The sequence below is a fragment of the Lacinutrix sp. MedPE-SW genome, assembly GCF_001874145.1.
In the GTDB taxonomy this organism is placed as follows: domain Bacteria; phylum Bacteroidota; class Bacteroidia; order Flavobacteriales; family Flavobacteriaceae; genus Lacinutrix.
In genome coordinates this window covers 12,703-37,001 of record NZ_MPCX01000017.1, presented here as the reverse complement: position 1 = coordinate 37,001, position 24,299 = coordinate 12,703, and the positions used below count along the sequence as shown (strand labels likewise).

Sequence of the window (24,299 nt, the reverse complement as noted above, 5' to 3'; positions counted from 1 at the left end):
AATTGCGATGTTAAAAAAACCAAAGTTGTCTTTTTGGCAAATATTAAACATGAATGTTGGATTCTTTGGTATTCAATATAGTTTTGGTTTACAGCAAAGTGCCGTAACTCCAATCTATGATTTCTTAGGTGCAAGTCCAGATCAAATACCAATATTACACCTTGCTGGTCCTGTAACAGGACTGCTAGTGCAACCAATAATTGGAGCGTTAAGTGATAAAACTTGGAACCCAAAACTAGGAAGGCGAAAACCATACTTTTTAATAGGTGCAATTTTATGTAGTTTAACATTAATAGCATTTCCATTTAGTAGTTCGTTATGGATGGCCGCAGGATTATTATGGATTTTAGATGCCGGAAATAATACTGCAATGGAACCTTATAGAGCATTAATTGCAGACCAGCTGGAAAAAGAACAACAGCCTTTAGGTTTTCAAATGCAAAGCTTTTTTACAGGTTTAGGTCAAGTATTGGCAAACGTATCTTTATTTATATTTCCATTAATATTTATAGGCACCACTGGCGCATTACCAACTTGGGTTTATGCTTCATTTTTTCTCGGTGCTATTTGCTCAATTGGTTCTATTTTATGGAGTATGAGTAAAACAAAAGAAATTCCTCCTACAGAAGAAGAATTAATTAAAATTAAACAAAAAGGAAGCCTTTTAGAGCCGCTTATAGAAATTTTTTCAGCAATAAAAGATATGCCAAAAGTCATGTGGCAATTAGCTTTGGTATATCTGTTTCAGTGGTATGCATTATTCTGCTATTGGCAAAACTCATCAAAAAGTGTAGCCTTATCTGTGTGGAATGCTACACCAGAAAATACAGAAGCTTATAGTGAAGCTGTAAGCTGGACAGGTTTAATAAATGGTTGGTATAATGTGGTGACTTTTTTAATAGCCTTTGCACTTGTGGGTTTTGCAAAAAAATACAGTGCTAGAAAAGTACATGCAGTATGTTTAATAATAGCAGCAATTGGGTTTTTAGCGTTTCCTCATATCGAAAATAAAAATCTACTCTTTTTTGCCATTACAGGATTTGGAATTGGTTGGGCAAGTATGATGGGAATCCCATATTTAATGGTAGTTGCAGATATTCCTAAAGAAAGATATGGAGTTTATATGGGAATTATAAACATGATGATTGTTATACCAATGATTATTCAAACATTGTCTTTTGGGTATATTTTAAAAACCTTCCTAAATAACGACCCAAGAAACGCCATTACATTTGCAGGCGCATTACTTTTAATAGCTACAGTCTGTACATTATTTATAAAACAAAAAAATAGCTCAAATCATTAAAATGATAAAAGAAAAATCATATACAAAAGCGGTAGAATTATTGGCTCGAGCAAGAACAGACAAAGGATTCTTGGCAAGTGCTAGTGACATAACAAATTATAAGAGAGTTTGGGCTAGAGATGGTGTAATTTGTGGTTTAGCAGCACTATTAGATGGCGATTTAAGTTTAACAGAAACATTTAAAAATACATTAACGACTCTTGCAGAGAATCAACATGAATTAGGTCATATTCCATCAAATGTGTTTTTTACAGAAAAAAATGAAGTAGAAGTTAGTTTTGGAGGATTAGCCGGAAGAGTAGATACAATTTCATGGTTTATAATTGGAATTTGTAATTATGCACATTTAACAAATAACTTGAGTTTTGCTGAAAATTTAAAAGCAAAAATGGATAAAGGTTTGAAACTTTTACAAGCTTGGGAATTTAATAACAATCATCTTGTATATGTTCCTAGATCTGGAAACTGGGCAGACGAGTATATTACCGAAGGCCATATTTTTTACGATCAAGTATTAAGATTATGGGCGCTAAAATGTATAAATAGTTTGTTTCCTAATAAAGAATATCAAACCAAAATAGATATTGTTACAGAAAAACTTACAGGAAATTATCGTAAAACAAATTATAGTAACCCTTTTCATCCTAATGCTTATAAAAAACTAAAAAAAGAAAAGTTTTGGATGGCTTCAATAAATCCTTCTGGTTATCAAACGATGTTCGATGCTTTAGGAAATAGTATAGCGCTTTTAATTGGGTTGGGAGCCATAGATTTTCAAGAAGAAATTATTAATTATTCCGAAAATTTGAGAGCAGCTTTACCATTAAAGTTGTTACCTGCATTTTGGGAACCCATAAAAGAAAATCATGAAGATTGGAAACTTCTAGAAAACAACTGTAAGTATGAATTTAGAAACATTCCTTACGAGTTTCATAATGGTGGAACATGGCAAATGGTAAATGGTTTTTATGGTATGAGTTTAGTTAAAAACCATGCAGAAAAAGCTAAAGATGTATTACATCAAATAAAAAAAATAAATAGCGTAGAGCAATTTAAATTCTACGAAAACTTTAACAGTAAAACAGGAAATCCTACAGGAGTAGAATATTGTACATGGAGCGCAGCTGGTGAGGTTGCTTTACAACAATATATTTTAGGAAAAAGATTATTAGCTTAAAATGGAAAGAGAAATAGATATACTTTGCGTAGGTGAAGCATTAGTAGATTTTATAGGTCACCAACAAGGTGTTAATATCAACCAAACAAGAGATTATCATAGGTATTTAGGAGGTTCTCCTACTAATGTAGCAATGAATACGTCTCGTTTAGGTTTAAAATCAGCCTTAGTAGCAACAATAGGAAAAGATGGTTTTGGAGAATATATACTACAAAGATTAAAAGAAGTTAATATTAACGTAAATAATATTCTAGCACTAGAGACAGAGCCAACGAGTACAATTTTTGTTTCAAGATCTACAGATACGCCAGATTTTGTGGCATACCGTAAGTCAGATTTTATAATAACAGAAAAACAAATAGAGTTAAAAACACTCCAGCAAACCAAAATATTTCATACTACATGTTTTGCATTAAGTAAAAATCCAGCACGAGACACTATACTTAAAAAAGCTAAAGAAGCAGTAAATGCTGGTTGTAAACTTAGTATCGATGTAAATTTTTCTGAAAAAATATGGCCAGATAGAGCATTAGCTGTAGAAGTAATAAAAGAGTATTGTAGCTATAATCCTTTAGTTAAAATTAGTGAAGATGATATGGAAAGGTTATTTAATACAAAGAAATCACATAAAGAAATTTTTGATTTCTTCCATAATTCAGGTGTTGAAATAGTGTGCCTAACATTAGGAGAAAAAGGAGTAGTGCTTTCGCAAAAAGGAAAATCGGAAATTTCACTTCCAGCAATAGATATTAAAAAGGTAATGGACGCAACAGGAGCAGGAGATGCTTTTTGGTCAGGTTTCCTATTCGCCTATATAAAGAAAAATTCTATGGAAGATAGTTTAAAAATAGCTTTAAAATTGGCAGCGCTTAAACTGCAAAATGTAGGTAGACTTCCAGATAATATTAATATTTTATCCAAACTTATAAGTTAGATTTTTTTTAAAGTTTTATTTCTATCATTTTTCCTGTTCAAACTTTTAAACTAAATCATTCAAAAAAATGTGAGCTTAAACGATTGAGTATTCTTAAATTTGCGTGTTCTATTAAATATAAATTATGAGCAAACAAAGCAAAAGAAGAGAAGCCTTAGTATATCATGCAAAGCCAACTCCAGGAAAGATAAAAGTTGTTCCTACAAAAAAATATGCATCGCAAAGAGATTTAGCTTTAGCCTATTCTCCCGGTGTTGCAGAGCCTTGTTTAGAAATAAAAAAAGACGTAAATAACGTATATAAATATACAGCTAAAGGTAATTTAGTTGCTGTAATATCTAATGGTACAGCCGTTTTAGGATTAGGAAATATTGGTCCAGAAGCCTCTAAGCCAGTTATGGAAGGTAAAGGTTTACTGTTTAAAATTTTTGCAGATATAGATGTTTTCGATATTGAAGTAGATACAGAAGATGTTGACGCTTTTATAGAAACTGTAAAAAATATAGCACCAACATTTGGAGGTATAAACCTTGAAGATATTAAAGCGCCAGAAGCTTTTGAAATTGAAAAGCGTTTAAAAGAAGAACTTGATATTCCTGTAATGCATGACGACCAGCATGGTACAGCCATAATCTCATCGGCTGCATTATTAAATGCTTTAGAAATAGCAGAAAAAGATATAAAAACAGTAAAAGTTGTAGTATCTGGAGCAGGATCTGCTGCAATGGCTTGTGTAAACTTATATGTTGCTTTAGGTGTTAAGCTAGAAAACATAACAATGTTTGATAGTGAAGGCGTATTACATAAAGACAGGACAGATTTACTTGATAGCCAAATAAAATATGCAACAACTATTAAATACAATAGTTTAGCAGAGGCAATGGTAAATAGCGATGTGTTTTTAGGGCTTTCTGTTGGTAATTTGGTGTCTCAAGACATGTTAAAAACCATGGCAAAAAATCCTATTGTTTTTGCAATGGCAAATCCAGATCCAGAAATTAGTTACGAACTAGCAATAGATACTAGAGATGATATAATTATGGCTACTGGCCGAAGCGATCACCCTAACCAAGTAAATAATGTATTAGGATTTCCGTTTATATTTCGTGGAGCATTAGATGTACGTGCCACAAAAATTAACGAAGAAATGAAAATGGCGGCAGTAAAAGCATTAGCTAAATTAGCTAAAGAATCTGTGCCAGAACAAGTAAATATTGCATATAACGAAACAAGGTTAACTTTTGGTAAAGACTATATTATACCAAAACCTTTTGATCCAAGATTAATTGCCGAAGTTCCTCCTGCAGTAGCAAAAGCAGCTATGGATAGTGGTGTAGCAAAAGAACCAATTGTAGATTGGGATAAGTATAGAGATTCTTTATTAGAACGTTTAGGGTCAGACAATAAAATTGTAAGATTATTATTAAATAGAGCAAGAACAAATCCAAAACGTGTTGTTTATGCAGAAGCAGACCATATAGATGTTTTAAAAGCAGCGCAAATTGTTCATGATGAAGGTATAGCCATTCCTGTTTTATTAGGAAGAAAAGAGCAAATTGAAAAGCTAAAAGAAGAAATTGAATTTTTTGCAGATGTTCCTATAATAGACCCAAAATCAGACGAGCAAGTAGAACAAAAAAATAAATATGCTCAAGTATATTGGGAGCAAAGAAAACGTCGTGGAGTTACATTATTAGAAGCTCAAAAATTAATGCGTGAACGTAACTACTTTGCTGCAATGATGGTAAATGAAGGTGATGCCGATGCTTTAATATCTGGTTATTCACGTAGTTATCCACAAGTTGTAAAACCAATGTTAGAGCTTATTGGGCTTGCGCCAGGATCTACAAGAATTGCAACAACAAACGTTATGATGACCGAGCGTGGACCAATGTTTTTAAGTGATACTTCAATAAATATAAATCCTTCGGCTAAAGATTTAGTAAAAATTGCTCAAATGACATCTAGCGTTGTAAAAATGTTTGGTATGACACCAGTAATGGCAATGACAAGCTATTCAAACTTTGGTTCTTCAAAAGACCAAACTGCAACAAAAGTACGCGAAGCTGTTTCTTATTTACATAGAAGACATCCAGATTTATTAGTTGATGGAGAGTTACAAACAGATTTTGCATTAAATAGTAAAATGCTTCAAGATATTTTTCCGTTTTCAAAATTATCTGGACACAAAGTAAATACATTAATATTTCCAAACTTAGAGTCTGCAAATATTACGTATAAGCTTTTAAAAGAATTAAATAAAGCAGAATCTATAGGCCCAATAATGATGGGATTACGAAAACCAGTTCACATTCTTCAACTTGACGCTAGTGTAGATGAGATTGTAAACATGACTGCTATCGCTGTAATTGATGCCCAGCAAAAAGGAAAACAATCATAATCTAAACCTTTATTTAACATAATTTTAAGTCCAATAATTTTCTTACATTTGAATGCTTAAGAAGAAATTGTAGATGATCACACATATAAAGGGAAAAATGGTGGAAAAAAATCCAACCGATGTTGTAATAGACTGCAACGGTGTTGGATATTTATTAAATATATCATTAAATACATTTTCCCAAATTCCAGACCAAGAAAGCATTCATTTATTTACTCATTTGCAGGTTAAAGAAGACGCTCATAGTTTATATGGTTTCTTTACAAAAGGCGAACGTGAGGTTTTTAGATTACTAATTTCGGTTAGTGGTATTGGTACAAATACTGCTAGAACCATGCTGTCTTCTTTAACGCCAAAACAAATTCGTGAAGGTATTGCTACTGCAGATGTTGCCTTAATACAATCTATAAAAGGTATTGGAGCAAAAACTGCCCAACGTGTTATTTTAGATTTAAAAGATAAAATTCTTAAAATTTACGATATAGACGAAGTTTCTGTTAATAGAAACAATACCAACAAAGATGAAGCGTTATCTGCTTTAGAAGTTCTTGGTTTTGCCAAGAAACAAGCAGAACGAGTGGTCGACAAAATTGTTGTAGCTCAGCCAGAAGCTTCGGTAGAAGCCATAATTAAACTAGCTTTAAAAAATTTATAGTAGATTTTGAATACAACTAACCTATACTTTCACAAATCGATTAAACATAATATAGTTTTAATATTAGCAATGCTGATATCAGTATTTGCTTTTGCTCAAGATCCAGATCCTACTGTAGCTTCAGATTCTACTAAAACTGGATTTAGTATGGGTAATATTGAAATGCCAAATCCAAGTAGTGTAGAGTCTAAATATACTTACGACCCAATTACAGATCGTTATGTTTATACAGAGAAAGTAGGGAGTTTTGATATTAAATACCCGTTAATATTAACACCTAAAGAATATCAAGATTTAGTATTTGCAGAAAACCTTAAAAGCTATTATAAAGACAAAATAGATGCTTTAGACCCAAATAAGGAAACAAGCGAGGAACAAAAAAAGAATTTGTTACCAGAGTTTTACGTAAACTCAGGTTTTTTTGAAAGCATTTTTGGAGGTAATACCATAGAGGTTGTACCACAAGGTTCCTTAGAAATGGATTTAGGTGTGTTGTACACTAAACAAGAAAACCCTTCTTTTTCTCCTAGAAATCAAAGTAATTTTACATTTGATTTTGACCAACGTATAAGCCTAAGTTTATTAGGTAAGGTAGGAACAAGATTGCAAGTTACTGCAAATTATGATACCGAGGCAACTTTCGATTTTCAACAATTAGTAAAGCTAGAATACACACCAACAGAAGATGATATTATTCAAAAAATCGAAGTTGGTAATGTAAGCATGCCTCTTAATAGCTCCTTAATTACTGGAGCACAAAGTTTATTTGGGGTAAAAACACAACTTCAGTTTGGTAAAACTACCATTACAGGAGTATTTTCAGAACAAAAATCAGATACAAGGTCTGTTGTAGCTCAAGGTGGCGGAACATTAGATGAATTTGATTTTTTTATACGTGATTACGATGAAAATCGTCACTTTTTTTTAGCTCAATATTTTAGAGATACATATAATAAAGCCTTAGAGCGTTATCCATTTATAGATAATCGTGGATTGCAAATTACAAGAGCAGAAGTTTGGATAACAAACAGAAGCAACCGTACAGAAAATGTTAGAAATATTGTAGCGCTACAAGATTTAGGAGAATCACGAGTAATTGGTAATCCTGGAGTTGCTGTAACGGCTGGACCAGATGCATTTCCAAGCAATCAAAACAACCGTTTAGACCCAACAAATATTGGTGGAGCTGGATCGCAATTAACAGAAGCAATTAGAGAAACAGCAACAGTAGAACAAGGTATTTTAGTACCAAATTTTAATGAAGGTTTCGATTATGCTAAACTTGAAAATACACGAAAATTAATTGAAGGTCAAGAATATACTATAAATACTCAATTAGGTTATATATCTTTAAATCAAAGATTGAATAATGATGAAGTACTAGCAGTAGCCTTTCAATATACAGTAGGTGGTCAAGTATACCAAGTTGGTGAATTTGCAAATGACGGTTTAGAAGCAACAGATGTACAAAACGGAACAAACGCCCAAGGAGAACAAACAACAGTTGTAACAAACAATAATCTAGTTTTAAAATTATTAAAAAGTAGTATTACTAGTGTATCGCAGCCTATATGGGATTTAATGATGAAAAACATCTACGATACTGGTGCTTACCAACTATCGCAAGAAGATTTTAAATTAAATATATTTTATAACGAAGCAACACCATTAAACTATATTAAGCCTGTTGAAGGTGAACCGTTCCCTTTATTTGATATAGAAAATACTCCGGCAAACACAAATGACGATGTAGTAATTAATGAAACAACATTATTACGTTTATTTAATTTAGATAGACTAAATTTTAATAACGACCCTCAAACTAACGGTGATGGTTTTTTCGATTTTGTTTCAGGAATAACTGTTATTCCAGAAAACGGAAAAGTTGTATTTACAAAAGTTGAACCTTTTGGGCGTTATTTATTTGATGTTTTAGATAATGATGGTAACGATGCTAATAACGATATAGATTATGAAGCAGATACGTATAACAATGCAAACCAAGAGAAATACGTTTACGATTTATTATATAAAGCAACCAAAACTGCAGCTTTAGATGAAATACAGAAAAATAAATTCCAAATAAAAGGACGTTACAAATCTCAAGGAGGCGAAGGTATACCAATTGGTGGTTTTAATATACCACAAGGATCTGTTAAAGTTACAGCTGGCGGTCGTGTTTTAGTTGAAGGTGTAGACTATACTGTAAATTATCAACTAGGTCGTGTTCAAATTTTAGATGAAGCTTTAAAAGCATCTAATACACCAATTCAAGTTACAACAGAGAATAACTCTATTTTTGGACAACAAACAAAACGCTTTACAGGCTTAAATGTACAGCACCAATTTAATGAGAATTTTGTTATTGGCGGTACTTTTGTTAATTTAAACGAAAGACCAATTACACAAAAGGCAAATTATAATAGTGAACCAATTAATAACACCATACTTGGTTTTAATGGTAACTATTCTACAGAGGTTCCATTCTTTACAAGATTAGTAAATAAATTACCAAATATAGATACAGATGCACCATCAAATCTTTCAGTAAGAGGAGAATTTGCATACCTTTTACCAGGAGCACCAAAAGGAACAGATTTTAATGGTGAAGCAACTGCATATATAGATGATTTTGAAGGCACCCAAAATGGTATAGATTTAAAATCACCACAAGCTTGGCGTATTTCAAGTAGACCTTTAGATCTTGGTCGCAATTATCCTCAAACAGGTCGAGATGAAGATGCAAAAGGACTTCAAAATGGTTACGATAGAGCCTTATTAAACTGGTACACTATAGACCCAATATTTTATAGCGGTCAACGTCCAAATGGTGTAGACGATGATGACGTTTCTGGTTTATATACATCTAGAGTATTTGTACAAGAGTTATTTCCGCAGCAAGATATAGCACAAGGTCAAACAACAGTTTTAAATACATTAGATTTAACTTATTATCCAGACGAACGTGGACCATATAATTTTAATGGTGAAAACTTAGAGCCAGATGGCAATACTATTACCAATCCAGAGCAAAGTTGGGCTGGTATTACAAGACAAATAACATCTACAGATTTTGAACAAGCCAATGTAGAATATATAGAATTTTGGTTACAAGACCCATTTCAAGAAAATCCATTAAATCCTGGTGGAAAATTAGTGTTCAACTTAGGTAGTATTTCAGAAGATGTTTTAAAAGATGGAAAAAAGCAGTATGAAAATGGTTTACCAGAAGATGGAAACGTGTCGATGATTACCAATCCAGATATTACACCATATGCTGTGCCGCAAAATCAAGCATTAATTTACGCATTCGATTCTCAAGGTCAAGAACGTGCTAACCAAGATGTTGGTTACGATGGTTACGATGATATTGAAGAAGCTAATATTGTAGACGAAACTGTAGATGGCGCACAGCCCATAAACATACCAAGTTTTGTTGCAGCCTTACCAGATCCATCAGCAGATAATTATTCGTATTATTTAAGTGAAGAAGGAAATCTTTTAGAGCGTTATAAAAAATATAATGGAGTAGAAGGAAACTCTCCAGATACTTTTAGTGATACAGATAGAGGATCAACTACACAACCAGACGTTGAAGATATTAACCGTGATAATACTATGAATACTATAGATAGTTATTTTCAGTATAATCTTGAGTTAAGTAGAGCTAATTTACCAGAAAATAGTTTAGATGAAATAGCTCCAAATAATCCAATTGGCGAATTTATAGTCGATTTAAAAAATGTACAGCGTGTTCTTCCAAATGGTGAAACTGCAAATGTACGTTGGTACCAATTTAGAGTACCAGTTAATGTGCCATTAGCAACATTTGATGATCCAACAATAACGCAGTACGATAGAGTAAATGAAATTACAGACTTTAGATCAATACGTTTTACACGTATGTTTTTAGAAGGTTTCGAAGAGCAAACAACATTACGTTTTGGTACTTTAGAATTAGTTAGAAGTGATTGGAGAAGATACCAATTAGCTTTAGATGGCGGACCAACACCACCTAACTTTGGCGATACAGATTTTACAGTTGGAGCAGTAAGTACTCAAGAAAACGACGGTAGTTATGCTTCACCTCCAGGAATTGAACCAGAGAGATTAAACAATAACAACTCTATAATAGACCAAAATGAACAAGCATTAGTAGTTAATGTTTGCGATTTACCAACAAAAGATTCTAGAGCAGTCTATAAAAATATTAGTGTAGACATGCGTCAATACGAGCGTATTAGAATGTTTATTCATGCAGAAGAAGGAGACACACCAGGATTATCAGACAATGACTTGGTAGGTTTTATTCGTTTAGGTAATGATTTAACACAAAACTACTATCAAATAGAAGTACCGCTTCAGGTTTCTACAGGTTTAACCTCAGAAGCTTTATGGCCAGCTTCAAACGAAATAAACCTAAATTTAGAAGTATTACAAAAAATAAAATCTTTAGGTATTTCTAACATGACTTTGTCTAATCCAACAGCTACTTTTTACGATGTTGTAAATGGTGAACCTGTTCAATTACCAACAGGAACATCAGAATTTCAAGGTTATACCGAGGGACAACAACGCGTCGCAATTAAAGGTAATCCTAATTTTGGTGCTGTTAGAACATTAATGGTTGGTGTAAAAAATGCAACAGAATTTGATACTTGTGGAGAAGTTTGGTTTAACGAGCTTCGCCTTTCTGGGCTAGATAACGAAGGTGGTTGGGCTGCTATTATGAGTGTAGATACTAATCTGGCCGATTTTATGAATGTTAGTGCAACAGGAAGAATGAGCACAGCAGGATTTGGTTCTGTAGATCAAGGCCCGCAAGAAAGAAGCCGTGAAGACGTTAAACAATACGATGTTGTTACTAATGTAAACGTTGGTCAATTATTACCTAAAAAATGGGGATTACAAATTCCTTTTAATTACGGTCAAGCCGAAGAATTAATAACGCCAGAATACGACCAGCAATACAAAGATATAAAGTTACAAACACGTTTAGATGCTGCTGAAACTAACGAAGAGCGAGAAACAATAAAAGAACAATCTGAAGATTTTACTAAACGACAAAGTATCAATTTTATTGGTGTTAGAAAAGTTAGAACAGGAGATTCTAAACCTCGGTTTTACGATGTAGAAAATTTAACTTTAAACTATTCTTTTAATAAAGTAGATCATAGAGATTTTGAAATTGAAAGATCTGTCGATAAATTAGTAAGAACAGGTGTTAACTATGCTTATAATTTCGAACCTAAAGTTATAGAACCATTTAAAGCTAATGATTCTTTATTTACTAATAAATATTGGAAAATATTAAAAGACTTTAATGTAAATCTTTTACCAACAAGTTTAACTGTAAATACAGATTATAATAGGCAATTTAATAGGCAACGATTTAGAGAAGTAGAACTTGGAGGCGATAATATTGGTCTTGAAGAGTTGTTTAGAAGAAATTACACCTTCGATTTTCAAACTAATTTAAATTGGAACCTAACTAAAGCACTTTCATTAAACTTTTCTGTAGCTAATAATAATATAGTAAGAAACTATTTTAAAGATAATATTATAAATGGAGAGCAAGACTCTACATTAGATGTCTGGGATGGCTTTTTTGATGTTGGAGATCCAAATAGGCGCTCTCAATTAATAGGAATAAATTATGAGTTGCCATTAAATAAAATTCCTACGTTAAACTTTTTAAAAGCTTCATACTCTTACTCAGGGCAGTTTCAATGGCAAAAAGGATCAGACTTATACGGTAATTTACCAATCGATACCTATGATGAACAAGGTAATGTTGTGGCATCAAATACTTACGACTTAGGTAACACTATTTCAAACGGTAATTCTCACAATATAAATTCAACTCTAGATATGAATAAGCTATATAAGTATTTAGGTATAGCTAAAAAACGAAATGTTAGAGCAAGTGATAAAGTGAGTAGAGTAAAAAGAGGAACTCCACCAGGATCTAATAATAAAATTGCACAACAACCAAAGAAAAAAAGAAACGGCTTAGCAAATTTTGGAATAGGTATATTAACTAGTGTAAAAAGAATTCAAGTTAATTATTCAGAAAATAATGGTACATACCTGCCAGGATATTTAGATACACCAGGTTTTTTAGGGACATCAAAACCAACTTTAGGTTATACTTTTGGTAGCCAAAGTGATGTTAGACAAACAGCTGCCAGAAATGGATGGTTAACATCTTTCCCAGACTTTAACCAACAGTATACAAAAACACAAACAAGACAGTTAGATTTATCTGCAAACTTAGAACCAGTTAACGATCTAAAAATAGATCTTGTTGGTTTTAGAACATATGCCGAAAATTATGCCGAAAACTATAGAGTTGAAAATAATGAATATATATCATTAACACCAAACACTTTTGGAAACTTTAGAATATCATCATTTACCTTACCAACAGCTTTTAGTAAAAGTGATGAAAATCAATCTCAAGCTTTTGATGATTTTAGAGAAAACAGACTTGTAATAGCAAAGCGATTAGCTCAAAATAAAGGCATAGACACAAATAACCCAAATAATTTAGATGCAGAAGGATACCCATTAGGGTTTGGCAAAACAAGTCAAGCAGTTTTATTACCAGCATTTGTTAGTGCTTATACAGGACAAAAAGCTAATAAAACAAAGCTAGGTGCGTTACGTAACATTCCAATACCAAATTGGGATATAAAATATACAGGCTTGATGAAGTTTGCGTGGTTTAAAAAACGCTTTAAACGCTTTTCTTTATCCCATGGATATAGGTCAGATTATAGTGTAGGACAATTTAGAACAAACTTAGATTACAACGCAATAGATTTTGGTGTTGCTTACCAATCGCAACCAAGCGAATCTCTAGATCAAGCAGGGAATTTTAAGAATCAAGAAATTTATAGTAATGTAAATTTAACAGAGTTGTTTAGCCCATTAATTAGAGTAGATATGGAAATGAAAAACTCTGTAAAAGTTCTAGCAGAAATTAGAAAAGATAGGCTGTTATCTCTTAGTTTTGATAATAATTTAATGACCGAAATTCAAGGTAAAGAATATACACTTGGTTTAGGATATAGGTTTAAAGATGTAAGAATAAAAACTAAATTAGCTGGGCCAAAACAATCTATAGTAAGTGATTTGGTTATGGAAGCCAATCTGTCTTTAAGAGATAATAAAACAATAATTAGATATTTAGATTTAGAGAATAATCAAATAACTAATGGTCAAACCATTTACGGTTTAAAATACAATGCTAACTATTCATTTAGTAAAAACTTAACAGGAATCTTTTATTTTGATTATACATTTTCAGAATACGCAATTTCAACAGCATTTCCTCAAACAACAATACGATCTGGAATTACTTTAAGATATAATTTTGGTAACTAAAATTTCTGTTTGAAAACCCATACCTTTTAAATACATTTGTAAAAAAATAAAAATAACATAATGAATATTCCAGCAGAATTAAAATATACAAAAGATCACGAATGGGTTAAAATCGATGGTGACGTTGTAACCGTTGGTATTACAGACTTCGCTCAAAGCGAATTAGGAGATATCGTATACGTAGAAGTAGAAACTTTAGATGAAACTTTAGATGTAGAAGAAGTTTTTGGTACTGTTGAAGCTGTAAAAACCGTTTCAGATTTATTTATACCTGTTTCTGGAGAGATAATAGAGTTTAATGAATCTTTAGAAGACGAGCCAGAAAAAGTAAATTCAGATCCTTATGGAGAAGGTTGGATGGTTAAAATTAAATGCTCAAACACATCAGAATTTGAAGCACTTTTATCTGCAGACGACTATAAAGCTTTAATAGGTGCTTAAAAAATATAGCTTAATAATAAGTACTGTATATAGTATGTTATTGTTAGCATTAAGCTTAATAAAAGTTAATACCGCAGGTCCAGAGTTACCAACAAACTCAGATAAAATATTTCATGCAGTAGCACATTTTGTTTTTACTGTACTTTGGTATTTAGCATTTGTAAGCAAAAAAGTAGAAAACAAAAGTGCTATAATTTATGCTTTTATTAGTTCTACAATATTTGGTATAGCTGTAGAAATTTTACAAGGTACACTAACACAAAATAGAGAAAGTGATGTTAAAGACATCATTGCGAATATAATAGGAGCGATTATTGCATCAATATTAATAATTAGTATAAAAAAAGACTCGTTAAAAAACAATAATACTTTGCTTTTTTGAGAAATAAATAGTTATTTTAGCAGTCAGGACAAACAATTTTTAAATATATGGAACCTAAAAAGAACCCAAAATCAAACGTAGGGAGAAATAGTTCTCTTTATTTTGCTGTTGGTATGGTACTTATGTTATCACTAACATATTTTGCTATCAACTACAAAACGTATGATGACAGAGTTGTAGAGCAAACCACACTAGATGTGGATGAAGAATTGGATGAAGAAATTCCAATTACAAATCAAGCACCGCCGCCACCACCGCCACCGCCACCACCGCCACCAGCACCAGAAGTAATTGATGTTGTTGAAGACGAAGTGGAAATTGAAGAAACAGTAATAGAATCTACAGAAACAACTCAAGAAGAAGAAATTGTTGAGGTTGAAGAAGTGGAAGTAGAAGAAATTGAAGAAGATGTTGAGGTTTCTTTTGCCGTTATTGAAAACGTTCCAATTTTTCCAGGTTGTGAAAAAGGTAACAACGCAGAGAAGAAAAAATGTATGTCTGATAAAATCAACAAGTTAGTTGGTAGAAAATTCGATACAGAATTAGGTAGCGAATTAGGATTAAGTGGAAGACAAAAAATAAACGTATTCTTTACAATTGATAAAACAGGAAACATTACCAATGTAAGAACACGTGCGCCACACCCACAATTAGAAAAAGAAGCTAAGCGTGTTGTAGGTTTAATACCGCAAATGAAACCAGGTAAGCAAAGAGGAAAGCCAGTTAAGGTAACTTTCTTTTTACCAATTACATTTAACGTACAAGACTAATTACACAGTCCTTTTTAAAATATATTTTAAATCCCGTTACATTTTAGTAACGGGATTTTTGTTTTTGGTATGCTTATTGTGATTTTATCATAATATTAACATATAAACTTTAATTATTATGAGTAAATCAAAAAACAGTCACGATGTTGTTCGCCAAAACAATAAGACTTTAAAAAAATCGCAAAAGCATGAAGTTAATTTGCAAAAAAACTCAACGCTCTATTTTCAAATAGGATTAATTATATGCTTGTTAGCAAGTTATACTGCTTTAGAAATGACTTTTGCAGTTAATAACGATACGTATGCTTATATCGAACCATTAGAAGACGAAATCTACGATATGGTTCCAGAAAGTTTTGTAGTAGAAAAGAAAATAGAAGCTAAAAAGCAGCCAGTATTTAAAAAGCCAAAAGAACCACAGCGTTTTGAGGTTGTAGATAATGACGCTAAAGTTGAAAAAGCTACAGAAGAGATAGTTAGCATAGAAAAACCTACAAAACCAACCAAAGTAATTGATCCAGATAGTTTGGTGCCAGATTATGACCCAAGAGAAGAAGAAACGTATTCTATTTTAGCAGTGCAAAAAGTACCAATATATCCAGGTTGTGAAAGTGCAAAAAACAATACAGAACGAAGAGCATGTATGTCTCAAAAATTAGGTAAACTAATACAAAGAAAATTTGATACAGGACTAGGAAGTGATTTAGGTCTTAACGGAAGACAAAAAATTTATGTGAATTTTAAAATCAATAAAGAAGGGAATGTTGAAATTCAAAAAATTAGAAGTCCACATCAAAAATTAGACAAAGAAGCAAAGAGAGTCGTGAACAAAATACCTAAAATGCAACCAGGTAAAAATAACGATAGAGCTGTAGAAGTTTCTTATAATCTTCCTATAATATTCGATGTTCAAAATTAGATTTTAAACATTAGTAAATCTAAAATCCCACTATAAGGTGGGATTTTTTATTGTCTAATATTTTAAAAGCAAAAAAATAAAAAACTGTATCTTTCGAGAAATTTAACTCCACGTTTTAAAGGTATGAAGCACAGCTTATATATTTTATTTTTCTGTTTTATTAATTTTTCTTTTACACAAGAAATTACAAATGAAAAACCTCCAGTTTTTAGTGATTGTGAATCTTCAGAAATAGAAAATCTTCAAAAGTGTTTTGATAATAAAGTTTTTAATTTGTTTTTCGAAAACTTTAATGTGCCGGAAAATGTTTCTGCAGAAAATTATAAAGGAGAAGTAATTGTATTATTCGAAATAGACACTACAGGATCATTTAGAGCAATGTATGTTGATGCAATTTACAAAGAATTAAAAACTGAAGCAGAACGTGTTGTTAAAGCTTTTCCAAAGGTTAAACCTGCAACGTATAATGGTAATCCTACCTTTAAGCAATATTCTATAGCGTTAAAAATTCCTTTAGTAGATCAAACAGTTAAAACTATTGATTTAACAAAAAAAGAAGAAGATGTTAATGCACTTTCTGCACTAGAGCTAAAAGCTAAAACAGAATTTGATAGTGTTAAATCTGGTATAGTTAAGTATACTAATAAAGCGTTTAAAAGTCAACTAAATATACCTTTTACACATGCAGATTACTCAAGGTTTGATAGAGCAATAAACCTAATAGGAACAAATAGCCATACAGCTGCAAAGCCTTTTATATATAATGATGTGTCTAATTACCATGATTTTGAAGCAAAAAAGCAAGCGCTTTTAAAAGAAAAAGATACTTGGTTAGGTAGAAAGTTATGGAATGAACATCTAGCAAGAATACAAGGTAAAGATTATTGGTTTATTATTGATCCTATTTTAGATTTAGAAATGGGTAAAGATACCGATGCAGATTTTGGAACGACCTATAATAATACTCGTGGTGTAAATATTCAAGGTGGTTTAGGAGATAGATTTAGTTTTTCTGCACAAGTTTACGAAAGCCAAGGTCGCTTTCCTCAATATTTTAATAACTATGCAGAAAGCTTAGCACCAGCAGATAATTCGCCTGCTGTAATTCCTGGTCGTGGTATAGCCAAAAGGTTTAAAACCGATGCTTATGATTACCCAGTTGCTGAAGCTTATTTAAGTTATACGCCTGCAAAATTTATTAATATACAATTAGGTCATGGTAAAAACTTTATTGGTGATGGTTACCGTTCGTTATTACAAAGTGATGTTGCCAGTCCGTACCCGTTTTTTAAATTAAACACTAAGTTTTGGAAAATAAAATATACCAATACATATACATTTTTAAAAGACCTTAGGCCTGAAGTTTTAGGCGAAGATGGTGCGTTTTTAACTAAATATATAGCGAACCACTATTTAAGTTGGAATGTAAATAAAAGATTAAATATTGGTTTTTTTGAATCTGTAATTTGGGCAAATACTAATAACCGTGGTTTCGATTTTAGTTATTTAAATCCAATTATTTTTTATAGAGCTATAGAATTTTCTACAGGTCAAGATGCTGGTAATGCAATTATTGGATTTTCTAGTAAATATAAATGGAGTGATAATTTTAATATGTATGGCCAATTTATAATAGATGAATTTTCTTTAAGTGATGTAAAAGCAGGAAATAAAAGCTGGAAAAATAAATTTGGTTTTCAAATAGGAGCTAAATATTACAATGCTTTTAAAGTTAAAAATTTAAATCTTCAGTTAGAATATAATCAAGTTAGACCTTATGTATATTCTCATAATACAATTAGGCTAAATTACGCTCATAATAATCAACCAATGGCGCATCTTTGGGGTGCAAACTTTAGAGAATTAGTAGCTATTGGTCGTTACAGAAAAGGTAGGCTGTTTGGGGAAGCTAAATTTATTATTGGTGAACGTGGTTTTGATTTAAACAACGGAACAGATAATTTTAATTACGGAGGTGATATTTTTAGAGATGAGCGCGATCGCCCTTTTGATACAGGCGTAGAAATAGGTCAAGGTATTCAATTAACTTCAATATATGCAAGTGTTCAAGGTGGTTATATAATTAATCCAGCTTCTAATTTAAAACTATTTGCAAATGTAAATTACCGTAATTTTAATCCTGAAGCAATTGGAGAAGATACACTTAGGAGTAGTTCTGTTTGGTTTAATTTAGGTTTAAGAACAGATTTATTTAATTGGTATTTCGATTACTAAAGAAAACAGTAATAATTTTTAGAGTATTAAAAACCTCGCAGTTTATTACGATAAATCTACTTTTACAACGTATCTTTGCCAAAGCAAAAAAAACAGCTTAAACTTTAATATAGTTTTGAGTAAAACTTCAGCAAAAGTAATAGAACATACTTGGATTTCAGATTTTAAAGAAATCACTAAAATGCGTTTGGCATTAAGTGTCGTGTTTTCATCAATTGCAGGTTATCTATTAGGTGTAGATACTGTAAGTGTTACAACGTTACTATTGTTAGCTTTTGGTGGCTATTTTATGGTAGGTGCTTCAAATGCATACAATCAAATTATAGAACGAGATCTCGATGCCTTAATGGATCGAACAAAAAACCGTCCAATTCCTGCAGGACGTATGAGTGTGAAAACGGCATTTGTAATTGCAACAGTTTTTACAATTATAGGAATTTCAATTTTATATATTATAAATCCTCAAACAGCAATGTTTGGTGCGATTTCAATTTTTTTATACACGTGTGTTTACACACCTCTTAAAACAAAAACACCTTTAGCTGTATTTGTTGGTGCAATTCCAGGAGCAATACCTTTTATGTTAGGTTGGGTAGCTGCAACAAACGATTTTGGTATAGAACCAGGTGTATTATTTGCATTACAATTCTTTTGGCAGTTTCCACACTTCTGGGCAATTGGCTGGTTTTTATATAACGACTATAAAAAAGGCGGGTTTTTTATGTTACCTACAGGTAAACAAGATAGAGGTACAGCTGTACAAACTATAACTTATACTGTTTGGACTATTTTAGTTTCTATTGTTCCAGTTTTTGAAGTAACTGGTCAATTAAAACTATCAATAGTTTCTGCTATTATTGTGTTTGGAGCAGGAATGTTTATGCTTTATTATGCAATTTTACTATTTAAAAAAATGACAGAGAAAGCTGCTAAAGAATTAATGCTAGCAAGTGTTTCGTATATAACGTTCATTCAAATAATTTACGTTTTAGATAAATTTATTAGATAATTATGGATTTAACTCAAGGTTCTTTAGAAGAGAAAAATGAACGCGCAAAAAAAATGATGCTATGGTTTGGTATCATTTCTCTATTTATGTCTTTTGCGGGTTTAACAAGTGCGGTTATAATAAGTAGATCTAGGCCAGATTGGTCAAATGATTTACAATTACCAATCATTTTTTTATATAGTGTATTTGTTATTATTATAAGTAGTTTAACTTATATTTTAGCAAAACGCGCATTAAAAAATAATAACAGAAAAAATGCATCTCTATTTTTAATTACAACATTTGTATTAGGAATAGTTTTTATAGTAATGCAATTTGAAGGCTTTAATACTTTAATAAATTCAGGATATTATTTAACAGGTCAAACAAGTGATCCTAAAGCATCTTTTATCTTTTTAATAGCTTTTGTACATATTTTGCATGTTGCAGTAGGACTTATTTGTATAATGGTTGTAATTTATAATCATTTTAAACAAAAATACACGGCAGATAAAATGTTAGGCTTAACATTAGCAGGTACCTTTTGGCATTTTATTGATATACTGTGGGTATTTCTATATTTATTGCTGTATTTCATAGCTTAAAATCTATTTAGAATTTAGCATTCATTACATTTATTTAATTAATCATATAATACTAGGCTCAAAAATTACACTTTAACATTTCTTTAGAAGTAGAAAATGATTATTTTTGTGCCATATTAAAAAAAAACGAATCCAACTATATGAACACTACAGTTGCTACTACTGGAACAGAAACTAAAACTTGGGGAGGCGGAAATAAGCCACTTAAAGCAAGTTATGGTAAAATGATGATGTGGTTTTTTATCTTATCAGATGCTTTAACTTTCTCAGGATTTTTAGCTGCATACGGTTTTTCAAGATTTAAATTTATTGGTTCTTGGCCAATTGCCGATGAGGTTTTTACGCACATTCCGTTTTTTCACGGTAATTATCCTATGATTTATGTAGCGTTTATGACTTTCGTATTAATAATGTCTTCTGTAACTATGGTATTAGCCGTAGATGCTGGTCATCATTTAAGACAAAAAGCTGTAACATGGTACATGTTTTTAACTATTATTGGAGGTTTAATATTTGTTGGTTCTCAAGCTTGGGAATGGGGAACATTTATTAAAGGTGATTTTGGAGCAGTACAAACAAAAGGAGGAAATATTTTACAATTTGGCCACTATGAAACTATAGAAGGTGAAAAAGTATTTGTACGTGATGCTGTAAAAAATTTCGCAACAGCAACGGTGACAGATAGAACTCAACATGAAAGAAAAAACGGTTTATGGTTTGTTAGTGAAGATGCATTACCAGAATATACTGTAAATGATGTTTATAAAGGTTTAGAATCTCATTCTAATATTTTAGTTAGAACTCAAGATATTAACGAGCACGGAGAAAAAACTGTTTTAACTCGAGAAGAGTCTTTAAAACAAATTAAAACAAATGGTAAACAAGTAGTGCACGGTGCAAATCTTCATGTAAATGAATATGGGTCACCTTTATTTGGAGATTTTTTCTTCTTTATTACTGGTTTCCACGGTTTCCACGTATTTTCTGGTGTAATAATTAATATAATTATTTTCTTTAATGTTGTATTAGGTACTTACGAGAGACGTAAAAACTATGAGATGGTAGAAAAAGTAGGTTTATATTGGCACTTTGTAGACTTAGTTTGGGTATTTGTATTCACGTTCTTCTACTTAGTATAATAGATTAAAATAAAAATTACTTCTTTTAAATAAGATTTAAAAAAATATAAAAATGGCACACGAACATAAGTTAGAAATATTTAGAGGGTTATGGAAGTTTAAGTCTAATACTCAAAAAATTTGGGGAGTTTTAGCATTCTTAACTTTTGTAACAGCGATTGAAGTTGTCTTAGGTATATATAAGCCTGAAATATTAATGGGACAGATTTTAGGTATGAAAGGCTTAAATTGGATCTTTATTATACTTACAATTGTTAAAGCATATTATATTACTTGGGATTTTATGCACATGCGTGACGAAACTAAAGGATTACGTAGAGCTGTAGTATGGACGGGTATTTTTTTAATTTGCTATTTAATATTCATACTACTTCAAGAAGGTGGATATATAGAAAGTGTATACTCTAATGGTTTTATTAAAAGAGATTTTTAATAAATCAATATAACATATAGCTTTATTGAGTTAAAAGATAAGAAAAGGTGGTTTATTTAAACCACCTTTTCTATTTTTGTATAATTATTAATTTCACTATAAATGGATAGAAAAAAAATAAAAAAGTATAGTATTTTAGGTGTATTGTTTTTCTTACCTGTTGCTTTTTTACTAATGTTGTATCCTTCTACAAATAACTATAATAAGTTAGATGTTGTTAAAGAAAACGTATTAGATTTAACCAATTTATCTTCGGTTAAAAATTCAGAAATAACATTAAAAGATCACATCACAGTATTAGGTTTTTTAGGTAACGATCCAGAATCTAAAATTGTTGAAGCTTCTAACCTTAAAGAGTTAGTTTACAATAAATTTAAAGGTTTTAAAAAGTTCCAAATTGTCATTTTAGTTTCTCAGCAAGCAAAAGCACAAACTAAGCGACTAATTCAAGAACTTAATAAGTATAGTGAGCATAAATATTGGCACTTTGTATATGCTAGTGAAAGTGACATGAATAAACTATTTAATAGTTTACGTTCTAGCTTAAGGTTAGATAGTAATTATGCCACACGCGGTTTTTTTGTAATAGATAAAGAATTAAATCAAAGAGGACGTTTAGATGACCGCTCTAAAAAAGAAATAGAAAGAGGAGATAAAGTTAGACCTTTAACTGCTTATAACGCGTCAGAAGTGTCTATAATAAAAAACAAGTTAGCTGCTGAAGATATGCGAGTGTTACTTGAAGAATATAGAAGATCAGGTAGAAATAAAGCAGACTCGTCTAACCGAAGAGCTAAAGATTTAAATCCAAATCAAGAAGCACCAAACGAATAATTTTAATACAATTGTTTGGCCAATTTTTAAATAATATTGAATAATGAAAAAAAAGAACTACTCGTACATAGGAATTGCTTTTATAATTCTAGTATTTGGTATCATTTTTATTCCAAGAATAATAAATAGAATAAAAGATAATTCTATTGTAGATAATAATAGTAGAAGCGTAGGTATTGCAAAACCTTCAGATGAAGAAAAAAAAGCATCAGCATTATCTTTTATCGAAATAAATGGTTCTCCAAAAAAAGTGCCTAATTTCAGTTTTACAAATCAAAATGGTGAAACAATTACTCAAGATGATTATTTAGGTAAAGTGTATGTAGTAGAATTTTTCTTTACTACTTGCCCAACTATTTGTCCAAGAATGAATAGAAATTTAATTGAAATTCAAAACGCATTTAAAAATGAAGATGATTTTGGCATTGCTTCATTTTCAATAATGCCAGAAGTAGATACACCAGAAGTTTTAAAGGCTTATGCTCAAGATTATGGTGTAACAAACCCAAACTGGAATTTAATGACAGGAGATGAGAAAGCAATATTTGATTTAGCAAATATTGGTTTTAATATTTTTGTTGGTAAAGTAGCAGATGATGAAATGGGATTTGAGCATTCTGGAGATTTTGCTTTAATAGATAAAAATGGTTATATAAGATCTAGAAAAGATGCCTTTGGAAACCCTAAAATATTCTATAAAGGTGTTATAAGTGAGCAAGAAAAAATGGATGAAGATGGAAATGAGGAAGAAATATCTATGTTAAAAGAAGACATTAAAAAGCTATTAGACGAATAACCTTCTCTACAAACCAAAATTAAATTAAATAGAGAAAGTAAACACCCAAACGAAATTATGATACCACAAGAAAATATAGAAAACGAAAAAAAATATAATAAATGGATTGTTGCGTTGTCAATAATCATACCTCTTGCGGTAGCTGCATTATTTGGTATTAAACTTAAAGATTTAGGTGTAGACATAGAACCACTAACTTTTTTACCTCCAATTTATGCCACTATAAATGGATTAACTGCTATTGTACTTATAATTTCAGTTAATGCTATTAAAAAAGGAAATAAAAAGTTACACGAAAAGTTAAACAAGTTGGCAATTGCACTATCTGTGTGTTTTTTATTAATGTATATCGCATACCACATGACGAGTGATTCTACAGTTTTTGGTGGCGAAGGCATAATTAAATATGTGTACTACTTTATTTTAATTACTCATATTATACTATCTATAGCGGTAATACCATTTGTATTAATAACATATGTTAGAGCTATTTCTAATAATTTTTTACGTCATAAAAAAATAGCAAGAATAACTTATCCAATGTGGTTGTATGTAGCAGTTACAGGAGTAATAGTGTATTTAATGATATCACCTTATTACGCTTAAAATAAATTTTAAAATGAAAATAAATAAGTTTATACTATTATTTCTTGCACTAATATCGTTTTATAATACAAATGCTCAATGTGCCATGTGCCGTGCTGTATTAGAAAGTGAAGAAGGTTTAGGTACAGCAAAAAGTATAAATGATGGTATAATTTATTTAGCAGCAATACCTTATATATTAGTATTTGGCATTGGGTATTACATTTACAGAAGGTATTTTAGAGTCAAATAATACCAATGCTCCTATTGTATTTTTAATATTTTAACATTTTATTAGTAAAATACTTGT

At 31.1% G+C, this 24,299-nt stretch carries 19 protein-coding genes; all 19 read left to right on the top strand.

From position 1 onward, the window contains the following. Positions 1 to 7 precede the first annotated feature (7 nt). The 19 genes from BM549_RS13400 (at position 8) to BM549_RS13310 (ending at position 24,242) form a co-directional block, all read left to right on the top strand. Positions 8 to 1,306 (top strand): MFS transporter, encoded by a 1,299-nt coding sequence (locus BM549_RS13400; RefSeq protein ID WP_290470734.1) that lies wholly within the window; start codon positions 8 to 10, stop codon positions 1,304 to 1,306. 1 nt (position 1,307) lies between these two features. Then, a complete protein-coding gene (locus BM549_RS13395) occupies positions 1,308 to 2,483 on the top strand; it encodes a glycoside hydrolase 100 family protein (protein ID WP_290470733.1) in 1,176 nt (391 codons plus the stop codon). 1 nt (position 2,484) lies between these two features. Further along, complete coding sequence (locus BM549_RS13390; protein ID WP_290470732.1) at positions 2,485 to 3,417, top strand: carbohydrate kinase family protein; 933 nt, start codon at positions 2,485 to 2,487, stop codon at positions 3,415 to 3,417. Positions 3,418 to 3,541: 124 nt separating this feature from the next. After that, positions 3,542 to 5,818: an NADP-dependent malic enzyme gene (locus BM549_RS13385; RefSeq protein ID WP_290470731.1), complete on the top strand. Its 2,277-nt coding sequence runs from the start codon at positions 3,542 to 3,544 to the stop codon at positions 5,816 to 5,818. Between the two features lie 73 nt (positions 5,819 to 5,891). Beyond that, on the top strand, positions 5,892 to 6,473 hold the full coding sequence (gene ruvA / locus BM549_RS13380) for a Holliday junction branch migration protein RuvA (RefSeq protein ID WP_013870003.1): 582 nt from the start codon (positions 5,892 to 5,894) through the stop codon (positions 6,471 to 6,473). Positions 6,474 to 6,542: 69 nt separating this feature from the next. After that, the gene (sprA, locus tag BM549_RS13375; protein WP_365336731.1) at positions 6,543 to 13,862 is read left to right on the top strand and encodes a cell surface protein SprA; all 7,320 of its coding nucleotides are present in this window, start codon (positions 6,543 to 6,545) and stop codon (positions 13,860 to 13,862) included. Positions 13,863 to 13,922: 60 nt separating this feature from the next. Continuing rightward, positions 13,923 to 14,303, top strand: a complete 381-nt coding sequence (gene gcvH, locus BM549_RS13370; RefSeq protein WP_290470729.1) for a glycine cleavage system protein GcvH — start codon at positions 13,923 to 13,925, stop codon at positions 14,301 to 14,303. Then, entirely contained in the window at positions 14,296 to 14,685 is a 390-nt protein-coding gene (locus BM549_RS13365; RefSeq protein WP_290470728.1) for a VanZ family protein, read from the top strand. The genes gcvH and BM549_RS13365 overlap by 8 nt, the downstream gene beginning before the upstream one ends. Positions 14,686 to 14,732: 47 nt before the next feature. After that, entirely contained in the window at positions 14,733 to 15,455 is a 723-nt protein-coding gene (locus BM549_RS13360; RefSeq protein ID WP_290470727.1) for an energy transducer TonB, read from the top strand. Between the two features lie 118 nt (positions 15,456 to 15,573). Continuing rightward, positions 15,574 to 16,374: an energy transducer TonB gene (locus BM549_RS13355; protein WP_290470726.1), complete on the top strand. Its 801-nt coding sequence runs from the start codon at positions 15,574 to 15,576 to the stop codon at positions 16,372 to 16,374. A gap of 123 nt (positions 16,375 to 16,497) precedes the next feature. Further along, positions 16,498 to 18,609 carry a gliding motility protein RemB gene (locus BM549_RS13350; RefSeq protein WP_290470725.1) on the top strand — a complete coding sequence of 704 codons (2,112 nt, stop codon included), beginning with the start codon at positions 16,498 to 16,500 and terminating at the stop codon, positions 18,607 to 18,609. Positions 18,610 to 18,724: 115 nt separating this feature from the next. Further along, positions 18,725 to 19,618 carry a heme o synthase gene (gene cyoE / locus BM549_RS13345; RefSeq protein ID WP_290470724.1) on the top strand — a complete coding sequence of 298 codons (894 nt, stop codon included), beginning with the start codon at positions 18,725 to 18,727 and terminating at the stop codon, positions 19,616 to 19,618. A gap of 2 nt (positions 19,619 to 19,620) precedes the next feature. Beyond that, complete coding sequence (locus BM549_RS13340; protein ID WP_290470723.1) at positions 19,621 to 20,202, top strand: cytochrome c oxidase subunit 3; 582 nt, start codon at positions 19,621 to 19,623, stop codon at positions 20,200 to 20,202. 140 nt (positions 20,203 to 20,342) lie between these two features. Next, positions 20,343 to 21,341, top strand: a complete 999-nt coding sequence (locus tag BM549_RS13335; RefSeq protein WP_290470722.1) for a cytochrome c oxidase subunit 3 — start codon at positions 20,343 to 20,345, stop codon at positions 21,339 to 21,341. A 52-nt stretch (positions 21,342 to 21,393) separates the two neighbouring features. Then, positions 21,394 to 21,774, top strand: coding sequence for a cytochrome C oxidase subunit IV family protein (locus BM549_RS13330; RefSeq protein WP_290470721.1), 381 nt, complete (start codon positions 21,394 to 21,396; stop codon positions 21,772 to 21,774). Between the two features lie 102 nt (positions 21,775 to 21,876). After that, positions 21,877 to 22,608: a hypothetical protein gene (locus BM549_RS13325; RefSeq protein ID WP_290470720.1), complete on the top strand. Its 732-nt coding sequence runs from the start codon at positions 21,877 to 21,879 to the stop codon at positions 22,606 to 22,608. A gap of 43 nt (positions 22,609 to 22,651) precedes the next feature. Continuing rightward, on the top strand, positions 22,652 to 23,404 hold the full coding sequence (locus BM549_RS13320) for an SCO family protein (protein ID WP_290470719.1): 753 nt from the start codon (positions 22,652 to 22,654) through the stop codon (positions 23,402 to 23,404). 57 nt (positions 23,405 to 23,461) lie between these two features. Beyond that, positions 23,462 to 24,010, top strand: coding sequence for a DUF420 domain-containing protein (locus tag BM549_RS13315; RefSeq protein ID WP_290470718.1), 549 nt, complete (start codon positions 23,462 to 23,464; stop codon positions 24,008 to 24,010). Positions 24,011 to 24,023: 13 nt separating this feature from the next. Beyond that, positions 24,024 to 24,242 (top strand): hypothetical protein, encoded by a 219-nt coding sequence (locus BM549_RS13310; RefSeq protein WP_290470717.1) that lies wholly within the window; start codon positions 24,024 to 24,026, stop codon positions 24,240 to 24,242. The last annotated feature ends 57 nt before the right edge of the window (positions 24,243 to 24,299 follow it).

Coding starts and splice junctions, on each gene's coding strand:
- BM549_RS13400 (WP_290470734.1), top strand. CDS start 8: ATGTTAAAAAAACCAAAGTTGTCTTTTTGGCAAATATTAAACATGAAT.
- BM549_RS13395 (WP_290470733.1), top strand. CDS start 1,308: ATGATAAAAGAAAAATCATATACAAAAGCGGTAGAATTATTGGCTCGA.
- BM549_RS13390 (WP_290470732.1), top strand. CDS start 2,485: ATGGAAAGAGAAATAGATATACTTTGCGTAGGTGAAGCATTAGTAGAT.
- BM549_RS13385 (WP_290470731.1), top strand. CDS start 3,542: ATGAGCAAACAAAGCAAAAGAAGAGAAGCCTTAGTATATCATGCAAAG.
- ruvA (WP_013870003.1), top strand. CDS start 5,892: ATGATCACACATATAAAGGGAAAAATGGTGGAAAAAAATCCAACCGAT.
- sprA (WP_365336731.1), top strand. CDS start 6,543: ATGCTGATATCAGTATTTGCTTTTGCTCAAGATCCAGATCCTACTGTA.
- gcvH (WP_290470729.1), top strand. CDS start 13,923: ATGAATATTCCAGCAGAATTAAAATATACAAAAGATCACGAATGGGTT.
- BM549_RS13360 (WP_290470727.1), top strand. CDS start 14,733: ATGGAACCTAAAAAGAACCCAAAATCAAACGTAGGGAGAAATAGTTCT.
- BM549_RS13355 (WP_290470726.1), top strand. CDS start 15,574: ATGAGTAAATCAAAAAACAGTCACGATGTTGTTCGCCAAAACAATAAG.
- BM549_RS13350 (WP_290470725.1), top strand. CDS start 16,498: ATGAAGCACAGCTTATATATTTTATTTTTCTGTTTTATTAATTTTTCT.
- BM549_RS13340 (WP_290470723.1), top strand. CDS start 19,621: ATGGATTTAACTCAAGGTTCTTTAGAAGAGAAAAATGAACGCGCAAAA.
- BM549_RS13335 (WP_290470722.1), top strand. CDS start 20,343: ATGAACACTACAGTTGCTACTACTGGAACAGAAACTAAAACTTGGGGA.
- BM549_RS13330 (WP_290470721.1), top strand. CDS start 21,394: ATGGCACACGAACATAAGTTAGAAATATTTAGAGGGTTATGGAAGTTT.
- BM549_RS13325 (WP_290470720.1), top strand. CDS start 21,877: ATGGATAGAAAAAAAATAAAAAAGTATAGTATTTTAGGTGTATTGTTT.
- BM549_RS13320 (WP_290470719.1), top strand. CDS start 22,652: ATGAAAAAAAAGAACTACTCGTACATAGGAATTGCTTTTATAATTCTA.
- BM549_RS13315 (WP_290470718.1), top strand. CDS start 23,462: ATGATACCACAAGAAAATATAGAAAACGAAAAAAAATATAATAAATGG.
- BM549_RS13310 (WP_290470717.1), top strand. CDS start 24,024: ATGAAAATAAATAAGTTTATACTATTATTTCTTGCACTAATATCGTTT.